We start from the raw sequence: 14190 nt of genomic DNA, 5'->3' as shown, positions 1-14190 counted from the left end.
TTTTATGTTCTGAGGGATAACAAGGAAAGAGTGTATAAAAATAACCTCGTTACAGAAAATACGATTACACTTAAAAATTTGCAGTAGGAGGCTTGAAAAGATGAAGTCCAAAGGATCGATTATGGCATGTCTCATCCTTTTTTCCTTTACAATAACGACGTTTATTAATACTGAAACGATCTCTGCCTTTTCGAATCAGGTCATTCAAAGAGGGGCAACCGGGGATGATGTGGTCGAGCTTCAGGCGCGTCTTCAATACAACGGATATTATAACGGAAAAATTGACGGGGTTTATGGATGGGGGACGTACTGGGCAGTTCGGAATTTTCAGGATCAATTCGGGTTAAAAGAGGTTGACGGCCTTGTAGGAGCTAAAACAAAGCAAACCTTAATATGTAAATCAAAATACTATCGTGAATATGTTATGGAACAGCTCAATAAAGGGAATACATTCACGCATTACGGAAAAATCCCGCTGAAGTATCAGACGAAACCGTCAAAAGCAGCAACACAAAAAGCAAGACAGCAAGCGGAAGCGAGGCAGAAACAGCCTGCGGAAAAAACAACGCAGCAGCCTAAAGCGAATGCGAATAAACAGCAAAACAATACACCAGCAAAAGCAAGAAAACAGGATGCGGTAGCAGCGAACATGCCTGGTGGATTTTCCAACAACGATATCAGGCTGCTTGCTCAAGCGGTTTATGGCGAAGCCCGGGGCGAGCCGTACGAGGGGCAGGTTGCTATTGCAGCAGTCATTTTAAACCGTTTGAACAGCCCGTTATTTCCAAATTCAGTAGCGGGGGTTATTTTTGAGCCGCTTGCCTTCACAGCAGTAGCCGACGGACAAATTTACATGCAGCCGAATGAAACGGCCCGAGAAGCAGTGCTGGATGCCATCAATGGCTGGGACCCATCAGAGGAAGCACTTTACTACTTTAATCCGGATACGGCTACAAGTCCGTGGATTTGGGGGCGTCCACAGATTAAAAGAATCGGTAAACACATTTTCTGTGAGTAGCAGATATGAGAAAGCATAAAAAGAGGTGTGATAAATGATCAGAGGAATTTTAATCGCCGTGCTTGGTATTGCAATAGTCGGTACAGGCTACTGGGGATACAAAGAACACCAGGAAAAAGACGCAGTTCTTCTTCATGCTGAAAATAACTATCAGCGGGCGTTTCATGAGCTTACCTATCAGATGGATCAGCTTCATGATAAAATCGGAACAACACTTGCCATGAACAGCCAAAAATCACTGTCGCCTGCATTGATCGATGTGTGGAGGATTACATCAGAAGCTCATAACAGTGTCAGTCAGCTGCCGCTTACATTAATGCCGTTTAATAAAACTGAAGAGCTATTATCAAAGATCGGCGATTTCAGCTATAAAACGTCAGTCAGAGATTTGGACCAAAAGCCGCTTGATAAAAACGAGTATACATCACTAAATAAGCTATATCAGCAGTCCGAAGATATACAAAATGAATTGCGTCATGTTCAGCACCTTGTCATGAGCAAAAACCTTCGCTGGATGGACGTAGAAATGGCCCTGGCTTCTGACGAAAAACAAAGTGATAATACGATTATCAACAGCTTTAAAACAGTCGAAAAAAATGTTGGTGCATTCTCCACTGGCACTGATCTTGGTCCGAGTTTCACCAGCACGAAAAAAGAAGAGAAAGGCTTCAGCCATCTGAAGGGAAAACAAATTTCCGAACAGGAAGCAAAACATATTGCTGAGCGCTTTGCCCCAGATGACAATTATTCAATTAAAGTGGTAAAGAGCGGAAAAAAAACAAATCGCGATGTATATAGCATCAGCATGAAAGATCCAGACCATAAAGCAGTGATTTATATGGATATTACGAAGAAGGGCGGGCATCCGGTATACTTGATCCAAAACAGAGAAGTGAAAGATCAGAAAATCAGTTTAAATGACGGATCGAACCGAGCGCTTGCATTTTTAAAGAAAAACGGATTTGAAACAGATGATTTGGAAATTGATGAAAGTGCGCAATATGATAAAATCGGTGTATTTTCATATGTTCCTGTTGAAAATAAAGTCCGGATGTACCCCGAGGCAATTCGTATGAAAGTGGCCTTGGATGACGGTGAGGTTGTCGGCTTTTCAGCAAGAGACTTCCTCACATCTCACAGAAAAAGAACCATACCTAAGCCTGCAATTACTGAAGCAGAGGCAAAGTCTAAATTAAATAAAAATGTACAAGTGAGAGAAACAAGGCTCGCTTTGATTACAAATGAACTAGGTCAAGAAGTGTTATGCTACGAAATGCTTGGGACAATTGAAAATGACACATTCAGAATGTATATCAATGCCAAAGACGGATCGGAAGAAAAGGTTGAAAAACTAAAAAATGCAGAACCTATATATAAAGACCTATAAAAAACAGGAGGAAAGGACTAAATGTCTTTTCCTTTTTTTCATTACGTGCTTTAATAAAAACGTGAGTATATTGAATGCGAAAGAGTGAAGTCAATGATAGAGATTGGAGAAAATGTACTTTTAGAATATATAGAAGAAAATGAATTGAAAAAGGCAAAAAGCAAGGCGGTCAGCATCGAAAACAATGAACTTTTGATCGCGTATCCTGTTGATGTAGTTACAGGGCGAACTGTGATTTTACATAACGATATGGAAGTAACGGTAGAGTTTGTGGGAAAAGACGAAGTTCCTTATCGCTTTATAAGCCGTATAAAAGGTAAAGTGAAGGACAAACTTCAAATGATCTGTCTTGAAATGCCTCCCCGTGAAAAAATGATAAGAATCCAGCGCCGCCAATATGTAAGAACTGATGCGGTATTAGATGTGCAAATTCAGCCGGGAAATGAGGAAGAGGTCCGCACACTATCCTATAACATCAGTGCAGGCGGCATCGCCGTGGTTTTAGCTGATGGCCTTTCTTTTCAATCGGGGGAATCATTGCGTCTGATCATTCGTCTTCCTGAAGAGGAGCACACACGTCAAATAGAAACAGAAGCAGTTGTCAGACGAATCTTTAATGACCCCAAGTCAGGAAAACGCAAAATGACTTTAGAGTATTCAGAAATTGCAGCAGGTGACCAGCAGGCTTTGCTTCAATACTGCATCAGGCGCCAGTTAAATAAGAGAAGAAAGGCCCGAATGGAATAAACATCGGCAAACACTTCCATACTATTTGTAATGGAGGTGCTCCAATGAAAACATTTGAACGGCTGCTGATCAAATTATTGTTCATTCAGGCCATCATTTTATTTGGTGTCCAATTTCTTTTTCACTATCAGCATATTGAACCATACATATCAAAAGTGATTCAATATGAAGGGGTGGATAACATGGAGGGGGACAATAAGATTGAAACCTTCAAACATTAATTATTCATCAATTTTTCACCCTTTTTCATAAAGTTCGTGATACAATCCATAGAGGAGAAAAGAGCAAGGAGAGGAATTATGGAAAAGAAATTATCGATTGCAATTGACGGCCCGGCAGCTGCAGGGAAAAGCACCGTTGCCAAAATTGTGGCTGAGAAAAAATCGTACATATATATTGATACAGGAGCAATGTATCGAGCGATTACGTACGCGGCTTTACAAGAAAACGTTGAGCTGACAAATGAAGAAAAACTGGCTGAGCTGCTAAAGCGGACAGACATTGAGCTGATTACAACAAAAGATGGACAAAAAGTGCTTGTAAACGGCACCGATGTAACTGATGCGATCAGAACAGATGAAGTCAGCAACCAAGTTTCAATTGCGGCCAAGCACAGAAGTGTCAGAGAAGAAATGGTGAAACGCCAGCAGCAGCTTGGGGAAAAAGGCGGCGTCGTCATGGATGGTCGTGACATCGGGACGCATGTGCTGCCAAATGCAGAAGTAAAAATCTTTCTTTTGGCATCTGTTGAAGAGAGAGCGAAACGCCGTTATGAAGAAAATGTGAAAAAAGGCTTTGATGTCAACTACGAAACATTAATTGAGGAAATTGCAAGAAGAGACAAGCTTGATTCAGAGCGCGAAGTATCTCCGCTGCGTAAAGCAGAAGACGCTCTTGAAATCGACACGACATCGCTTTCCATTCAAGAGGTAGCTGATAAAATCCTCGAGGCTGTGGAGCAAAAGTCCCGCTGAGGATGGCAAATGCCACTTTTTTTGAATTTTTCAACGAAGATAGAATGTTATTGCTTGACAAACCTGTCCTTTTATTAGAAGTTAATACTAATAAAACTTTTTATTGATCATTCAAAAAACTTTTTTGGATGATTCTTTAATACATATTCGGCTAAAAGCGGGCATGTTATATGTTCAGCTTTCAAACCGTTTTAATTAAGCTGTGTAGGTTTGGACCAAGGAGGTTATTCAAATGACAGAGGAAATGAATCAAATTGATGTTCAAGTGCCAGAGGTTGGAGATGTAGTTAAAGGGATTGTGACAAAGGTAGAAGACAAACATGTAGATGTAGAAATTATCAATGTCAAACAATCCGGTATTATTCCAATCAGTGAATTATCAAGTCTTCATGTAGAGAAAGCATCGGATGTTGTTAAAGTAGACGACGAGCTTGACCTGAAAGTAACAAAAGTGGAAGACGATGCTTTGATTTTATCTAAACGTGCTGTTGATGCAGACCGCGCTTGGGAAGACCTTGAGAAAAAATTTGAAACAAAAGAAGTGTTTGAAGCTGAAGTGAAAGATGTCGTGAAAGGCGGCCTTGTCGTTGATATCGGCGTTCGCGGTTTTATTCCGGCATCGCTTGTTGAAGCACATTTCGTTGAAGACTTCACTGACTATAAAGGAAAAACACTGTCACTGCTCGTTGTAGAGCTTGACCGTGATAAAAACCGCGTGATCCTTTCACACCGTGCTGTTGTTGAAAGTGAACAAGCGAATAAAAAACAAGAACTTCTTCAGTCTCTTGAAGTTGGAAGTGTACTTGATGGCAAAGTACAGCGTCTGACTGACTTTGGCGCGTTTGTTGATATCGGCGGCATCGACGGACTTGTACACATTTCACAGCTTTCCCACTCTCATGTAGAGAAGCCGTCTGACGTTGTTGAAGAGGGACAAGAAGTAAAAGTGAAAGTGTTATCGGTTGACCGTGATAATGAACGTATTTCTTTATCAATCAAAGATACACTGCCTGGACCTTGGAGCCAAATCGGCGAAAAAGTGAAGCCTGGCGATGTGCTTGAAGGAACCGTACAGCGTCTTGTAAGCTTCGGTGCCTTTGTTGAAATCCTTCCAGGTGTTGAAGGTCTCGTTCATATTTCTCAAATTTCCAATAAACACATCGGCACGCCGCATGAAGTTCTTGAAGAAGGACAGACTGTAAAAGTGAAGGTTCTTGATGTGAATGAAAATGAGGAGCGCATTTCATTAAGCATGCGTGAACTTGAAGAAACGCCTAAAGCTGATCAGGAAGATTACCGTCAATATCAAGCGAAGGAAGAAACAAGCACTGGCTTCCAGCTTGGAGATTTGATCGGAGATAAGCTGAATAAACTAAAATAATTGGTGATAAACGTGACTCGAGCAGAACGGAAAAGACAACACATCAATCATGCCCTGTCCACCGGCCAAAAGCGGGAAACAGGTCTTGATGATATTACGTTTGTTCACGTCAGTCTGCCCGATCTTGCATTAGAACAAGTAGATATTTCCACAAAAATCGGCGAACTTTCAAGCAGTTCGCCGATTTTTATCAATGCAATGACTGGCGGCGGCGGAAAACTTACATATGAGATTAATAAATCGCTTGCGCGAGCGGCTTCTCAGGCTGGAATTCCCCTTGCTGTGGGATCGCAAATGTCAGCATTAAAAGATCCATCAGAGCGTCTTTCCTATGAAATTGTTCGAAAGGAAAACCCAAACGGGCTGATTTTTGCCAACCTGGGAAGCGAGGCAACGGCTGCTCAGGCAAAGGAAGCCGTTGAGATGATTGGAGCAAACGCGCTGCAGATCCACCTCAATGTGATTCAGGAAATTGTGATGCCTGAAGGAGACAGAAGCTTTAGCGGCGCACTGGAACGTATTGAACAAATTTGCAGTCATGTCAGTGTACCAGTCATTGTGAAAGAAGTCGGATTCGGTATGAGCAAAGAAACAGCAGGAAAGCTGTATGAAGCTGGTGCTGCAGCTGTTGACATTGGCGGTTACGGGGGAACAAATTTCTCGAAAATCGAAAATCTCCGAAGACAGCGGCAAATCTCCTTTTTTAACTCGTGGGGCATTTCGACAGCTGCAAGTTTGGCGGAAATCCGCTCCGAGTTTCCTGCAAGCACCATGATCGCCTCTGGCGGTCTGCAAGATGCACTTGACGTGGCAAAGGCCATTGCGCTTGGGGCCTCTTGCACCGGAATGGCAGGGCATTTTTTAAAAGCGCTGACTGACAGCGGTGAGGAAGGACTGCTTGAGGAGATTCAGCTGATCCTTGAGGAATTAAAGATGATTATGACCGTGCTGGGTGCCAGAACGATTGCCGATTTACAAAAGGCGCCCCTTGTGATCAAAGGTGAAACCCATCATTGGCTCACGGAGAGAGGGGTCAATACATCAAGCTATAGTGTGCGATAAATGATAAAAGCCCAAAACCATATGTGGTTTGGGCTTTTTGTATTATGATTTTCGCTTTTTGAATCTTCCGTTTTGTTCAAGGCTTGTCGCTCCGTCATAGTGAATGGACTGGTCGCGGTCTGATTCGACTCTGCCTGAAGCTTTGAGTTTTTTCTCTTGTCTGTCTTTTCCCATGATCATACTCCTTAATGTGAGATCGATTGTTTAAAAAATGTGCTTGAACTCCATACTGGGAATATGGAGGAAGTAAAATGGAACAATTTTATTACTATTGGTCAATGTGGTTTCTGTGGGTTTTGACAACATTTATTTTTGAAAAGACGAAAAGACGAATTGCCGTCTCTGTCTTTATTTTAACTAATATTATTCTAAGCATACATGACATCGCTTTATATTTTTCCCTGAATGCTGCATATATGATGTTTTTCGTTTGCGGATGTGTCTATGCCGGGTATTTGGGAATGTATCGTTTTCGTTACATTATGGTCTATTTGACGCTTGTTGCCGCGTATGCGTTTGTTTATCTTTTTGCATTATATGACCCGGTTTGGTTCATCATAAAACCTGAGTGGGCTGCTGTTATATTAATAGTGCTTTTAACAGCTTCTGTTGAAAGGAATTTTGAGAAGCAGCTTGTCTTATTTGTCCTAGGGATGTGCCAAGGCGAACTGGTGTATTCATTTGTGATCCAGAAGTTGGCCGGGGCTATTGCTGTTGGCGGCTTTCAATGGCTGAATGCGTGTTCTGCGGGGATGATATTGCTGTTTGGCATATCTAAATACGAACACCTCGCAAGCCAGATTGGTCAGAAAAGCAAAAGATCAAACAAAGGAGCTACCAAAATGTCATGAGTGATTACATCTATCCGATTATTGCTGGGGTCATTGCCGGAATTGCGACAAGGCTTTATATGCTGAAAACGGATTACCGCCAGTATCCGACCTATGTTCATGGGAAAGTGATTCACATCGCGCTGGGGTTGATAGCGGCTGGTTTAGGTGCAATTATTATGCCGGCGCTTTTGCAGGAGGAATTTACGGCCATCACATTTTTAACATTGGCAGCGACGCAATTTAGAGATGTCCGAAACATGGAGCGGAACACATTGACGCAAATGGATTCGTATGAACTTGTCTCAAGGGGAAGCACATATATTGAGGGGATTGCCATTGCGTTTGAAAGCAGAAATTATATTGTGATCTTTACAGCGCTTTTGACAACCTCTGCGTATGTGTTTTTATCCATCTGGGCTGCTGTCATAGCGGCTGTCGTTTGTTTTTTACTGGCCATGAAATTTATGTCGGGCAGTGTGTTGAAGGATATTGTAGACATCGAGTACATAAAGCCGCGCTTTGACGGTCCGGGACTGTTTGTTGATAATATTTATATGATGAATATCGGGCTTCCAGAGAAACAGGAACTGATTTTAAAGCATGGCATGGGCTTTATTTTAACGCCAAAAAACTTTAATTCAGCAGCGACGATAGCAAATTTAGGGCAGCGTCAGGCTATTTTATTTGATGTTTCCAATGTGCTCGGGGTTTATCGGGATTCAGGAGAGCCATCTTTGACACCAATTGCAAAACGGGATTTAAATGATGGGAGAGTGGCAGTATTTGTTCTTCCGCAAATTCACCATCCCGAAACGGCTGTTCAAATTATTAGCAATGTTCCAACCCTGGAAAATGCGATTAGAATGCCGACTGAATTTATCAAGAATCAGGATAAGGTGATAGGATGAGTGAATCTCTTACGAAAGTGATTTTGTCTGTAATCACGACAAATCCAAACCGGGCTGCAGGGGGAGCACCTGTCTTTTTTTGCAATGACCAAAAGGAGATGGAGCTTTTCGCTAAAAATCTTGAGGCGATCCTTGATGGAATAGCTCACAGAATCGGAGATGACGTATATTTGATCGTGAAACATTTTTAAGAATAGTTGTGATCCCAGTAAAAACTGATATAATAAATGAGTTAAGCCCTTCCTCTGAAGGGTTTCTTTTCATAAAAGTGAATGAAATGATTTTAATAACCGGTTGAAAATTTATGTAAAAATGAAAGCGGCTGGATTGAAAGGAAGGGTACTATGGGTAAACCTGTCGTAGCCATTGTCGGGAGACCAAATGTAGGAAAATCCACAATCTTTAACCGGATTGCGGGAGAAAGAATTTCAATAGTAGAAGATACCCCTGGCGTGACAAGGGATCGGATATACAGCTCGGCTGAATGGCTGAATTATGATTTTAATTTGATTGATACGGGCGGTATTGATATCGGTGATGAGCCGTTCTTAGCGCAGATTCGCCAGCAGGCTGAAATCGCCATGGATGAAGCGGACGTGATTATTTTTATGGTGAACGGCCGTGAAGGCGTGACAGCTGCTGATGAAGAAGTGGCGAAAATTTTGTACCGCACAAAAAAGCCTGTTGTTTTAGCGGTTAATAAACTGGATAACACAGAAATGAGAGCGAATATGTATGATTTTTATTCGCTAGGCTTTGGTGAGCCGTATCCAATTTCGGGAACACACGGACTCGGACTGGGTGATTTACTGGATGCCGTTGCAGAGCATTTTAAAAACATTCCAGAAACGAAATACAATGAGGAAGTTGTTCAATTCTGTCTGATCGGACGTCCGAATGTCGGAAAGTCTTCACTTGTGAACGCAATGCTCGGCGAAGAACGCGTTATTGTCAGCAACGTGGCTGGAACGACAAGAGATGCTGTTGATACGTCATTTACTTACAACCAGCAGGAGTTTGTCATTGTCGATACTGCAGGTATGCGAAAAAAAGGGAAAGTCTATGAAACGACTGAGAAGTATAGTGTACTGCGGGCGCTGAAAGCGATTGACCGCTCAGAAGTCGTGGCAGTTGTGCTGGATGGCGAAGAAGGCATTATTGAACAGGACAAGCGTATCGCCGGTTATGCACACGAAGCGGGCAAGGCCGTCGTAATCGTCGTAAACAAATGGGATGCTGTTGACAAAGATGAGAGCACAATGAAAGAATTTGAAGAAAATATTCGCGATCATTTTCAATTTCTGGATTATGCGCCAATCCTATTTATGTCTGCCTTAACGAAAAAACGGATCCATACGCTGATGCCTGCGATTATTAAAGCAAGTGAAAATCATTCACTTCGAGTTCAAACAAACGTCTTAAATGATGTCATCATGGACGCTGTGGCAATGAATCCGACACCGACTCATAACGGTTCTCGTTTGAAGATTTACTATGCGACTCAAGTGTCGGTAAAGCCGCCAAGCTTCGTTGTGTTTGTAAACGATCCGGAATTGATGCATTTTTCATACGAACGGTTTTTAGAAAACCGAATCAGAGACGCGTTCGGTTTTGAGGGGACACCAATCAAAATATTTGCAAGAGCTAGAAAATAAAAAGGTGTGAAGCAAATATGAAAAAAGTCACAATGCTCGGAGCGGGGAGCTGGGGAACAGCACTGGCTTTAGTGTTAGCTGATAATCATCACGATGTAACCATGTGGGGGCACCGTGCAGATCTGATCCATCAAATCAATGATCAGCATGAAAATAAAGATTATTTGCCGAACGTCAAGCTTCCAGAATCAATAGAGGCAACAACGGATATGAAGACAGCTGTTTCAGACGCGGATTTCATTATCGTTGCTGTTCCAACAAAAGCAATTCGGGAAGTGCTGAGACAGGCTGTCCCTTTTATAACGAAAAAGGCAGTCTTTGTTCATGTCAGCAAGGGTATCGAGCCAGATTCACTTCTGCGCATTTCTGAAATTATGGAAATTGAGCTCCCGAGTGATGTCAGAAAAGATATCGTTGTCCTTTCCGGCCCGAGTCATGCGGAAGAGGTAGGGCTGCGGCACCCCACAACTGTTACTGCATCTTCAAAGAGCATGAGGGCAGCAGAAGAGGTGCAGGATCTATTTATTAATCACAATTTTCGGGTGTACACAAATCCTGACATTATCGGAGTTGAAATCGGAGGGGCTTTAAAAAATATTATTGCCCTTGCTGCAGGAATTACAGATGGTTTAGGGTACGGCGACAATGCCAAAGCGGCTTTGATTACACGCGGACTTGCCGAAATCGCGAGACTCGGAACGAAAATGGGCGGAAATCCCTTGACGTTCTCTGGATTGACAGGAGTAGGCGATCTGATTGTGACGTGCACAAGTGTTCATTCCAGAAACTGGCGTGCGGGCAATTTGCTCGGAAAAGGGTACAAGCTTGAAGATGTTCTTGAAGAGATGGGGATGGTAGTCGAAGGCGTCCGCACGACGAAAGCGGCTTACCAGCTTTCGAAGAAATATGATGTTAAAATGCCGATTACAGAAGCTCTCCATCAGGTCCTATTCAACGGACAAAAAGTGGAAACCGCTGTTGAATCTTTAATGGCGAGAGGGAAAACCCACGAGATGGAGGATTTGGTAAATACGTTTGAAAATCAAGTGAAGTAAAAGTGTCAATCAAATGATGAATCGCATATCTTAATTGAACGAAAGCCCGAAAAACAGAAGAACACCCAAGTCTTGGGATCTCCTGAAACATTTTGCCGATTTAGGCAATAGAGGATGCATCTGTATGCCATGTCGCATACTATAGCATCGAAGTCCAAGAGAGTGTTTCTTAAACGTGCAGGTGAATATAGTCAAGTTGACTGAAGCGAAGGTCCCCCTCTTTGCTTCAGTTTTTTTGTTCTATCAAAGGATGGAAAATCTGGTTGATCTTTTCCGGCGCTGTATATTAAAATATAATATAACGCTTACATCATACATATCGGGGAGGCGCACGTCATTGAATCTGGCATTGATGAAAATGTGGTTTGCTCTAGGGTCCATGGGTCTGATGTTTCTGGCTGTAGCTTCCATCTATTTAAGCCGCTTTAAGTGCCAAAACCGTTTTTTGAAGATTGCGATTTCATCATTCGCATACATGTGTATGCTCATATCTGGAATTATTGTGTTTGTCGTGGTTTTTAGCGGCCCTGTCAATGAATAAAGCTGTAAAAGGAAGTGCTGTATGGGTAAACTGAAGTGCGCAATCATTTTTGCGGCAGTCGTGTTTTTATCCGGATGTTTATATCCAAATGAACGGAAAAGCAGTGTGCATGCCATTCCTTATCAAGACCAGCTAAAGCAGGTTCAATCTGCTGTTGATGAATTTCAAAAGGCAAATGGAGGGCTGCTTCCCATTCAAACAAAAGATATGTCGACACCGCTATATCAAAAATATCCGATAGACTTTAACCGGTTAGCGCCAAGATACATAGCTGAACCTCCAAGTACGGCATTTGAAAGCGGGGGAGACTATCAATACGTGCTTGTTGACGTAGAGAACGATCCGACTGTTAAATTAATTGATCTAAAGATGGCAGAAAAAATTCGCGATGTGAAATTGCGCATCCAAATGTATCGTCAGGAGCATCAATATCCGCCTTACAAGGATGTGCTATCTCGTGATTTATTTACACTCGATGAGAAGAAGCTTGGGGATGGCAGCTCTCTTACAGTGACAAGCCCAATCTCAGGGAATTCGTTGCCGCTTATGATTGACGGAGACGGAGAAATATATGCCGATTACCGGACTGAGCTGGCTTCTTGCCTCAAAAAAAGCAAAAAAACGTTTAAACCCGGGACTGAAATCCAGGATATGATTTGGCAGGAAACCCCCTTTGTCCCCGCGTTTTCTGTAAAATATACGGTAAATGACAAACAGGAACCTGTTTTTTTAGAAAATGATTTGAAAAAGGAATGAACCTTTCTCCCTTGCATACAAATAGGGAGAAAGGTTTTTTTATATTAATAGATTGAGGATGAGAAATTTTCTAAAGATGTCATATTCAAATAGGACAACGTCATACACATATAGTGTCCTGTGTTTGATTGAAAGAGCTTAATAAAATTGAAAAGGATAGGAAGTCCGGGAGGGGATCACTTGGAAAAGGTTGATATTTTCAAGGATATCGCTGAACGAACAGGAGGCGATATATACTTAGGAGTCGTAGGTGCTGTCCGTACAGGAAAATCCACGTTCATTAAAAAATTTATGGAGCTTGTGGTGCTCCCGAATATCAGTAACGAAGCAGACCGGGCCCGAGCGCAGGATGAACTGCCGCAGAGCGCAGCCGGCAAAACCATTATGACTACAGAGCCTAAATTTGTTCCGAATCAGGCGATGTCTGTTCATGTGTCAGACGGACTCGATGTGAATATAAGATTAGTAGATTGTGTAGGTTACACAGTGCCCGGCGCTAAAGGATATGAAGATGAAAACGGGCCGCGGATGATCAATACGCCTTGGTACGAAGAACCGATCCCATTTCATGAGGCTGCTGAAATCGGCACACGAAAAGTCATTCAAGAACACTCGACCATCGGAGTTGTCATTACGACAGACGGCACCATTGGAGATATCGCCAGAAGTGACTATATAGAGGCTGAAGAAAGAGTCATTGAAGAGCTGAAAGAGGTTGGCAAACCTTTTATTATGGTCATCAACTCAGTCAGGCCGTATCACCCGGAAACGGAAGCCATGCGTCAGGATTTAAGCGAAAAATATGATATCCCGGTATTGGCAATGAGTGTAGAGAGCATGCGGGAATCAGATGTGCTGAGTGTGCTCAGAGAGGCCCTCTACGAGTTTCCGGTGCTAGAAGTGAATGTCAATCTCCCAAGCTGGGTAATGGTGCTGAAAGAAAACCATTGGCTGCGTGAAAGCTATCAGGAGTCCGTGAAGGAAACGGTTAAGGATATTAAACGGCTCCGGGACGTAGACAGGGTTGTCGGCCATTTCAGCGAGTTTGAATTCATTGAAAGTGCCGGATTAGCCGGAATTGAGCTGGGCCAAGGGGTGGCAGAAATTGATTTGTACGCGCCGGATCATCTATATGATCAAATCCTAAAAGAAGTTGTGGGCGTCGAAATCAGAGGAAGAGACCATCTGCTTGAGCTCATGCAAGACTTCGCCCATGCGAAAACAGAATATGATCAAGTGTCTGATGCCTTAAAAATGGTCAAACAGACGGGATACGGCATTGCAGCGCCTGCTTTAGCTGATATGAGTCTCGATGAGCCGGAAATTATAAGGCAGGGCTCGCGATTCGGTGTGAGGCTGAAAGCTGTCGCTCCGTCGATCCATATGATCAAAGTCGATGTCGAAAGCGAATTCGCCCCGATTATCGGAACGGAAAAACAAAGTGAAGAGCTTGTACGCTATTTAATGCAGGACTTTGAGGATGATCCGCTCTCCATCTGGAACTCCGATATCTTCGGAAGGTCGCTGAGCTCAATTGTGAGAGAAGGGATTCAGGCAAAGCTGTCATTAATGCCTGAAAACGCACGGTATAAATTAAAAGAAACATTAGAAAGAATCATAAACGAAGGCTCTGGCGGCTTAATCGCCATCATCCTGTAATACCGGTAGACCTCTTTATAGAATGGGAGGTCTTTTTTCTTTGCTCTTAATAATGGAAAAGGATCAAGGAATAGGATGAAAAAAGGAAAAAAAGGAATATTCGTTCGGTAAATCACCTTAAATCCTTGACGAGCAAGGGATTGACGCTTTAAAATGCTTGATATGGCTTTTTATATGTGTTACTCTACATACAGAAATTCTTCACTTTGTTGGA

Annotated in this window: 16 protein-coding genes; 15 read left to right on the top strand and 1 reads right to left on the bottom strand. The window is 42.6% G+C overall.

What is annotated here, in order from left to right; translation table 11 throughout:
• Positions 1-100 precede the first annotated feature (100 nt).
• The 7 genes from sleB to fni all read left to right on the top strand — a co-directional run bounded on the left by sleB (position 101) and on the right by fni (position 6569).
• A complete protein-coding gene (gene sleB / locus FB592_RS19845; RefSeq protein ID WP_015714181.1) occupies positions 101-1018 on the top strand; it encodes a spore cortex-lytic enzyme in 918 nt (305 codons plus the stop codon).
• A 34-nt stretch (positions 1019-1052) separates the two neighbouring features.
• Positions 1053-2405, top strand: coding sequence for a germination protein YpeB (gene ypeB, locus FB592_RS19840; RefSeq protein WP_064671065.1), 1353 nt, complete (start codon positions 1053-1055; stop codon positions 2403-2405).
• Between the two features lie 93 nt (positions 2406-2498).
• A complete protein-coding gene (gene dgrA / locus FB592_RS19835; protein WP_038828571.1) occupies positions 2499-3152 on the top strand; it encodes a cyclic di-GMP receptor DgrA in 654 nt (217 codons plus the stop codon).
• A 44-nt stretch (positions 3153-3196) separates the two neighbouring features.
• Positions 3197-3373, top strand: a complete 177-nt coding sequence (locus tag FB592_RS19830; RefSeq protein WP_080121181.1) for a YpfB family protein — start codon at positions 3197-3199, stop codon at positions 3371-3373.
• 78 nt (positions 3374-3451) lie between these two features.
• Complete coding sequence (cmk, locus tag FB592_RS19825; RefSeq protein ID WP_021481555.1) at positions 3452-4126, top strand: (d)CMP kinase; 675 nt, start codon at positions 3452-3454, stop codon at positions 4124-4126.
• A 232-nt stretch (positions 4127-4358) separates the two neighbouring features.
• The gene (rpsA, locus tag FB592_RS19820; protein WP_014477197.1) at positions 4359-5507 is read left to right on the top strand and encodes a 30S ribosomal protein S1; all 1149 of its coding nucleotides are present in this window, start codon (positions 4359-4361) and stop codon (positions 5505-5507) included.
• Positions 5508-5519: 12 nt separating this feature from the next.
• Complete coding sequence (gene fni, locus FB592_RS19815) at positions 5520-6569, top strand: type 2 isopentenyl-diphosphate Delta-isomerase (RefSeq protein ID WP_141950055.1); 1050 nt, start codon at positions 5520-5522, stop codon at positions 6567-6569.
• 42 nt (positions 6570-6611) lie between these two features.
• Here fni and FB592_RS19810 read toward each other — a convergent pair whose 3' ends face one another.
• Positions 6612-6743 (bottom strand): YpzI family protein, encoded by a 132-nt coding sequence (locus tag FB592_RS19810; protein ID WP_003225499.1) that lies wholly within the window; start codon positions 6741-6743, stop codon positions 6612-6614.
• A gap of 77 nt (positions 6744-6820) precedes the next feature.
• On the opposite strand from FB592_RS19810, the gene FB592_RS19805 reads away from it, so the two are divergent.
• The 8 genes from FB592_RS19805 (at position 6821) to spoIVA (ending at position 13976) form a co-directional block, all read left to right on the top strand.
• Positions 6821-7420, top strand: coding sequence for a YphA family membrane protein (locus FB592_RS19805; RefSeq protein ID WP_141950053.1), 600 nt, complete (start codon positions 6821-6823; stop codon positions 7418-7420).
• On the top strand, positions 7417-8310 hold the full coding sequence (locus FB592_RS19800) for a YIEGIA family protein (RefSeq protein WP_003230562.1): 894 nt from the start codon (positions 7417-7419) through the stop codon (positions 8308-8310). The genes FB592_RS19805 and FB592_RS19800 overlap by 4 nt, the downstream gene beginning before the upstream one ends.
• Positions 8307-8501: a capping complex subunit for YIEGIA gene (locus tag FB592_RS19795; protein ID WP_038828580.1), complete on the top strand. Its 195-nt coding sequence runs from the start codon at positions 8307-8309 to the stop codon at positions 8499-8501. The genes FB592_RS19800 and FB592_RS19795 overlap by 4 nt, the downstream gene beginning before the upstream one ends.
• A 153-nt stretch (positions 8502-8654) precedes the next feature.
• Positions 8655-9965, top strand: coding sequence for a ribosome biogenesis GTPase Der (der, locus tag FB592_RS19790; protein WP_021481550.1), 1311 nt, complete (start codon positions 8655-8657; stop codon positions 9963-9965).
• 17 nt (positions 9966-9982) lie between these two features.
• Positions 9983-11020 carry an NAD(P)H-dependent glycerol-3-phosphate dehydrogenase gene (locus FB592_RS19785; protein ID WP_015251807.1) on the top strand — a complete coding sequence of 346 codons (1038 nt, stop codon included), beginning with the start codon at positions 9983-9985 and terminating at the stop codon, positions 11018-11020.
• 337 nt (positions 11021-11357) lie between these two features.
• The gene (locus FB592_RS19780) at positions 11358-11561 is read left to right on the top strand and encodes a DUF2768 domain-containing protein (protein ID WP_004399143.1); all 204 of its coding nucleotides are present in this window, start codon (positions 11358-11360) and stop codon (positions 11559-11561) included.
• A 21-nt stretch (positions 11562-11582) separates the two neighbouring features.
• The gene (locus tag FB592_RS19775) at positions 11583-12317 is read left to right on the top strand and encodes a hypothetical protein (protein ID WP_085187760.1); all 735 of its coding nucleotides are present in this window, start codon (positions 11583-11585) and stop codon (positions 12315-12317) included.
• A 180-nt stretch (positions 12318-12497) separates the two neighbouring features.
• Positions 12498-13976, top strand: a complete 1479-nt coding sequence (spoIVA, locus tag FB592_RS19770; protein ID WP_072173294.1) for a stage IV sporulation protein A — start codon at positions 12498-12500, stop codon at positions 13974-13976.
• Positions 13977-14190: the final 214 nt, after the last annotated feature.

Origin of the sequence: Bacillus sp. SJZ110 (assembly GCF_006715455.1) — a bacterium.
Classification (GTDB): Bacteria; Bacillota; Bacilli; order Bacillales; family Bacillaceae; genus Bacillus; species Bacillus subtilis.
The sequence above is the reverse complement of the archived record's forward strand: the minus strand, read 5'-3'. Positions and strand labels throughout refer to the sequence as shown.

What these genes read in the sequence shown, in the direction of transcription:
- ypeB (WP_064671065.1), top strand. Translation starts at nt 1,053, where the DNA reads ATGATCAGAGGAATTTTAATCGCCGTGCTTGGTATTGCAATAGTCGGT.
- dgrA (WP_038828571.1), top strand. Translation starts at nt 2,499, where the DNA reads ATGATAGAGATTGGAGAAAATGTACTTTTAGAATATATAGAAGAAAAT.
- cmk (WP_021481555.1), top strand. Translation starts at nt 3,452, where the DNA reads ATGGAAAAGAAATTATCGATTGCAATTGACGGCCCGGCAGCTGCAGGG.
- FB592_RS19800 (WP_003230562.1), top strand. Translation starts at nt 7,417, where the DNA reads ATGAGTGATTACATCTATCCGATTATTGCTGGGGTCATTGCCGGAATT.
- sleB (WP_015714181.1), top strand. Translation starts at nt 101, where the DNA reads ATGAAGTCCAAAGGATCGATTATGGCATGTCTCATCCTTTTTTCCTTT.
- FB592_RS19785 (WP_015251807.1), top strand. Translation starts at nt 9,983, where the DNA reads ATGAAAAAAGTCACAATGCTCGGAGCGGGGAGCTGGGGAACAGCACTG.
- FB592_RS19830 (WP_080121181.1), top strand. Translation starts at nt 3,197, where the DNA reads ATGAAAACATTTGAACGGCTGCTGATCAAATTATTGTTCATTCAGGCC.
- FB592_RS19795 (WP_038828580.1), top strand. Translation starts at nt 8,307, where the DNA reads ATGAGTGAATCTCTTACGAAAGTGATTTTGTCTGTAATCACGACAAAT.
- der (WP_021481550.1), top strand. Translation starts at nt 8,655, where the DNA reads ATGGGTAAACCTGTCGTAGCCATTGTCGGGAGACCAAATGTAGGAAAA.
- FB592_RS19805 (WP_141950053.1), top strand. Translation starts at nt 6,821, where the DNA reads ATGGAACAATTTTATTACTATTGGTCAATGTGGTTTCTGTGGGTTTTG.
- rpsA (WP_014477197.1), top strand. Translation starts at nt 4,359, where the DNA reads ATGACAGAGGAAATGAATCAAATTGATGTTCAAGTGCCAGAGGTTGGA.
- FB592_RS19775 (WP_085187760.1), top strand. Translation starts at nt 11,583, where the DNA reads ATGGGTAAACTGAAGTGCGCAATCATTTTTGCGGCAGTCGTGTTTTTA.
- FB592_RS19810 (WP_003225499.1), bottom strand. Translation starts at nt 6,743, where the DNA reads ATGGGAAAAGACAGACAAGAGAAAAAACTCAAAGCTTCAGGCAGAGTC.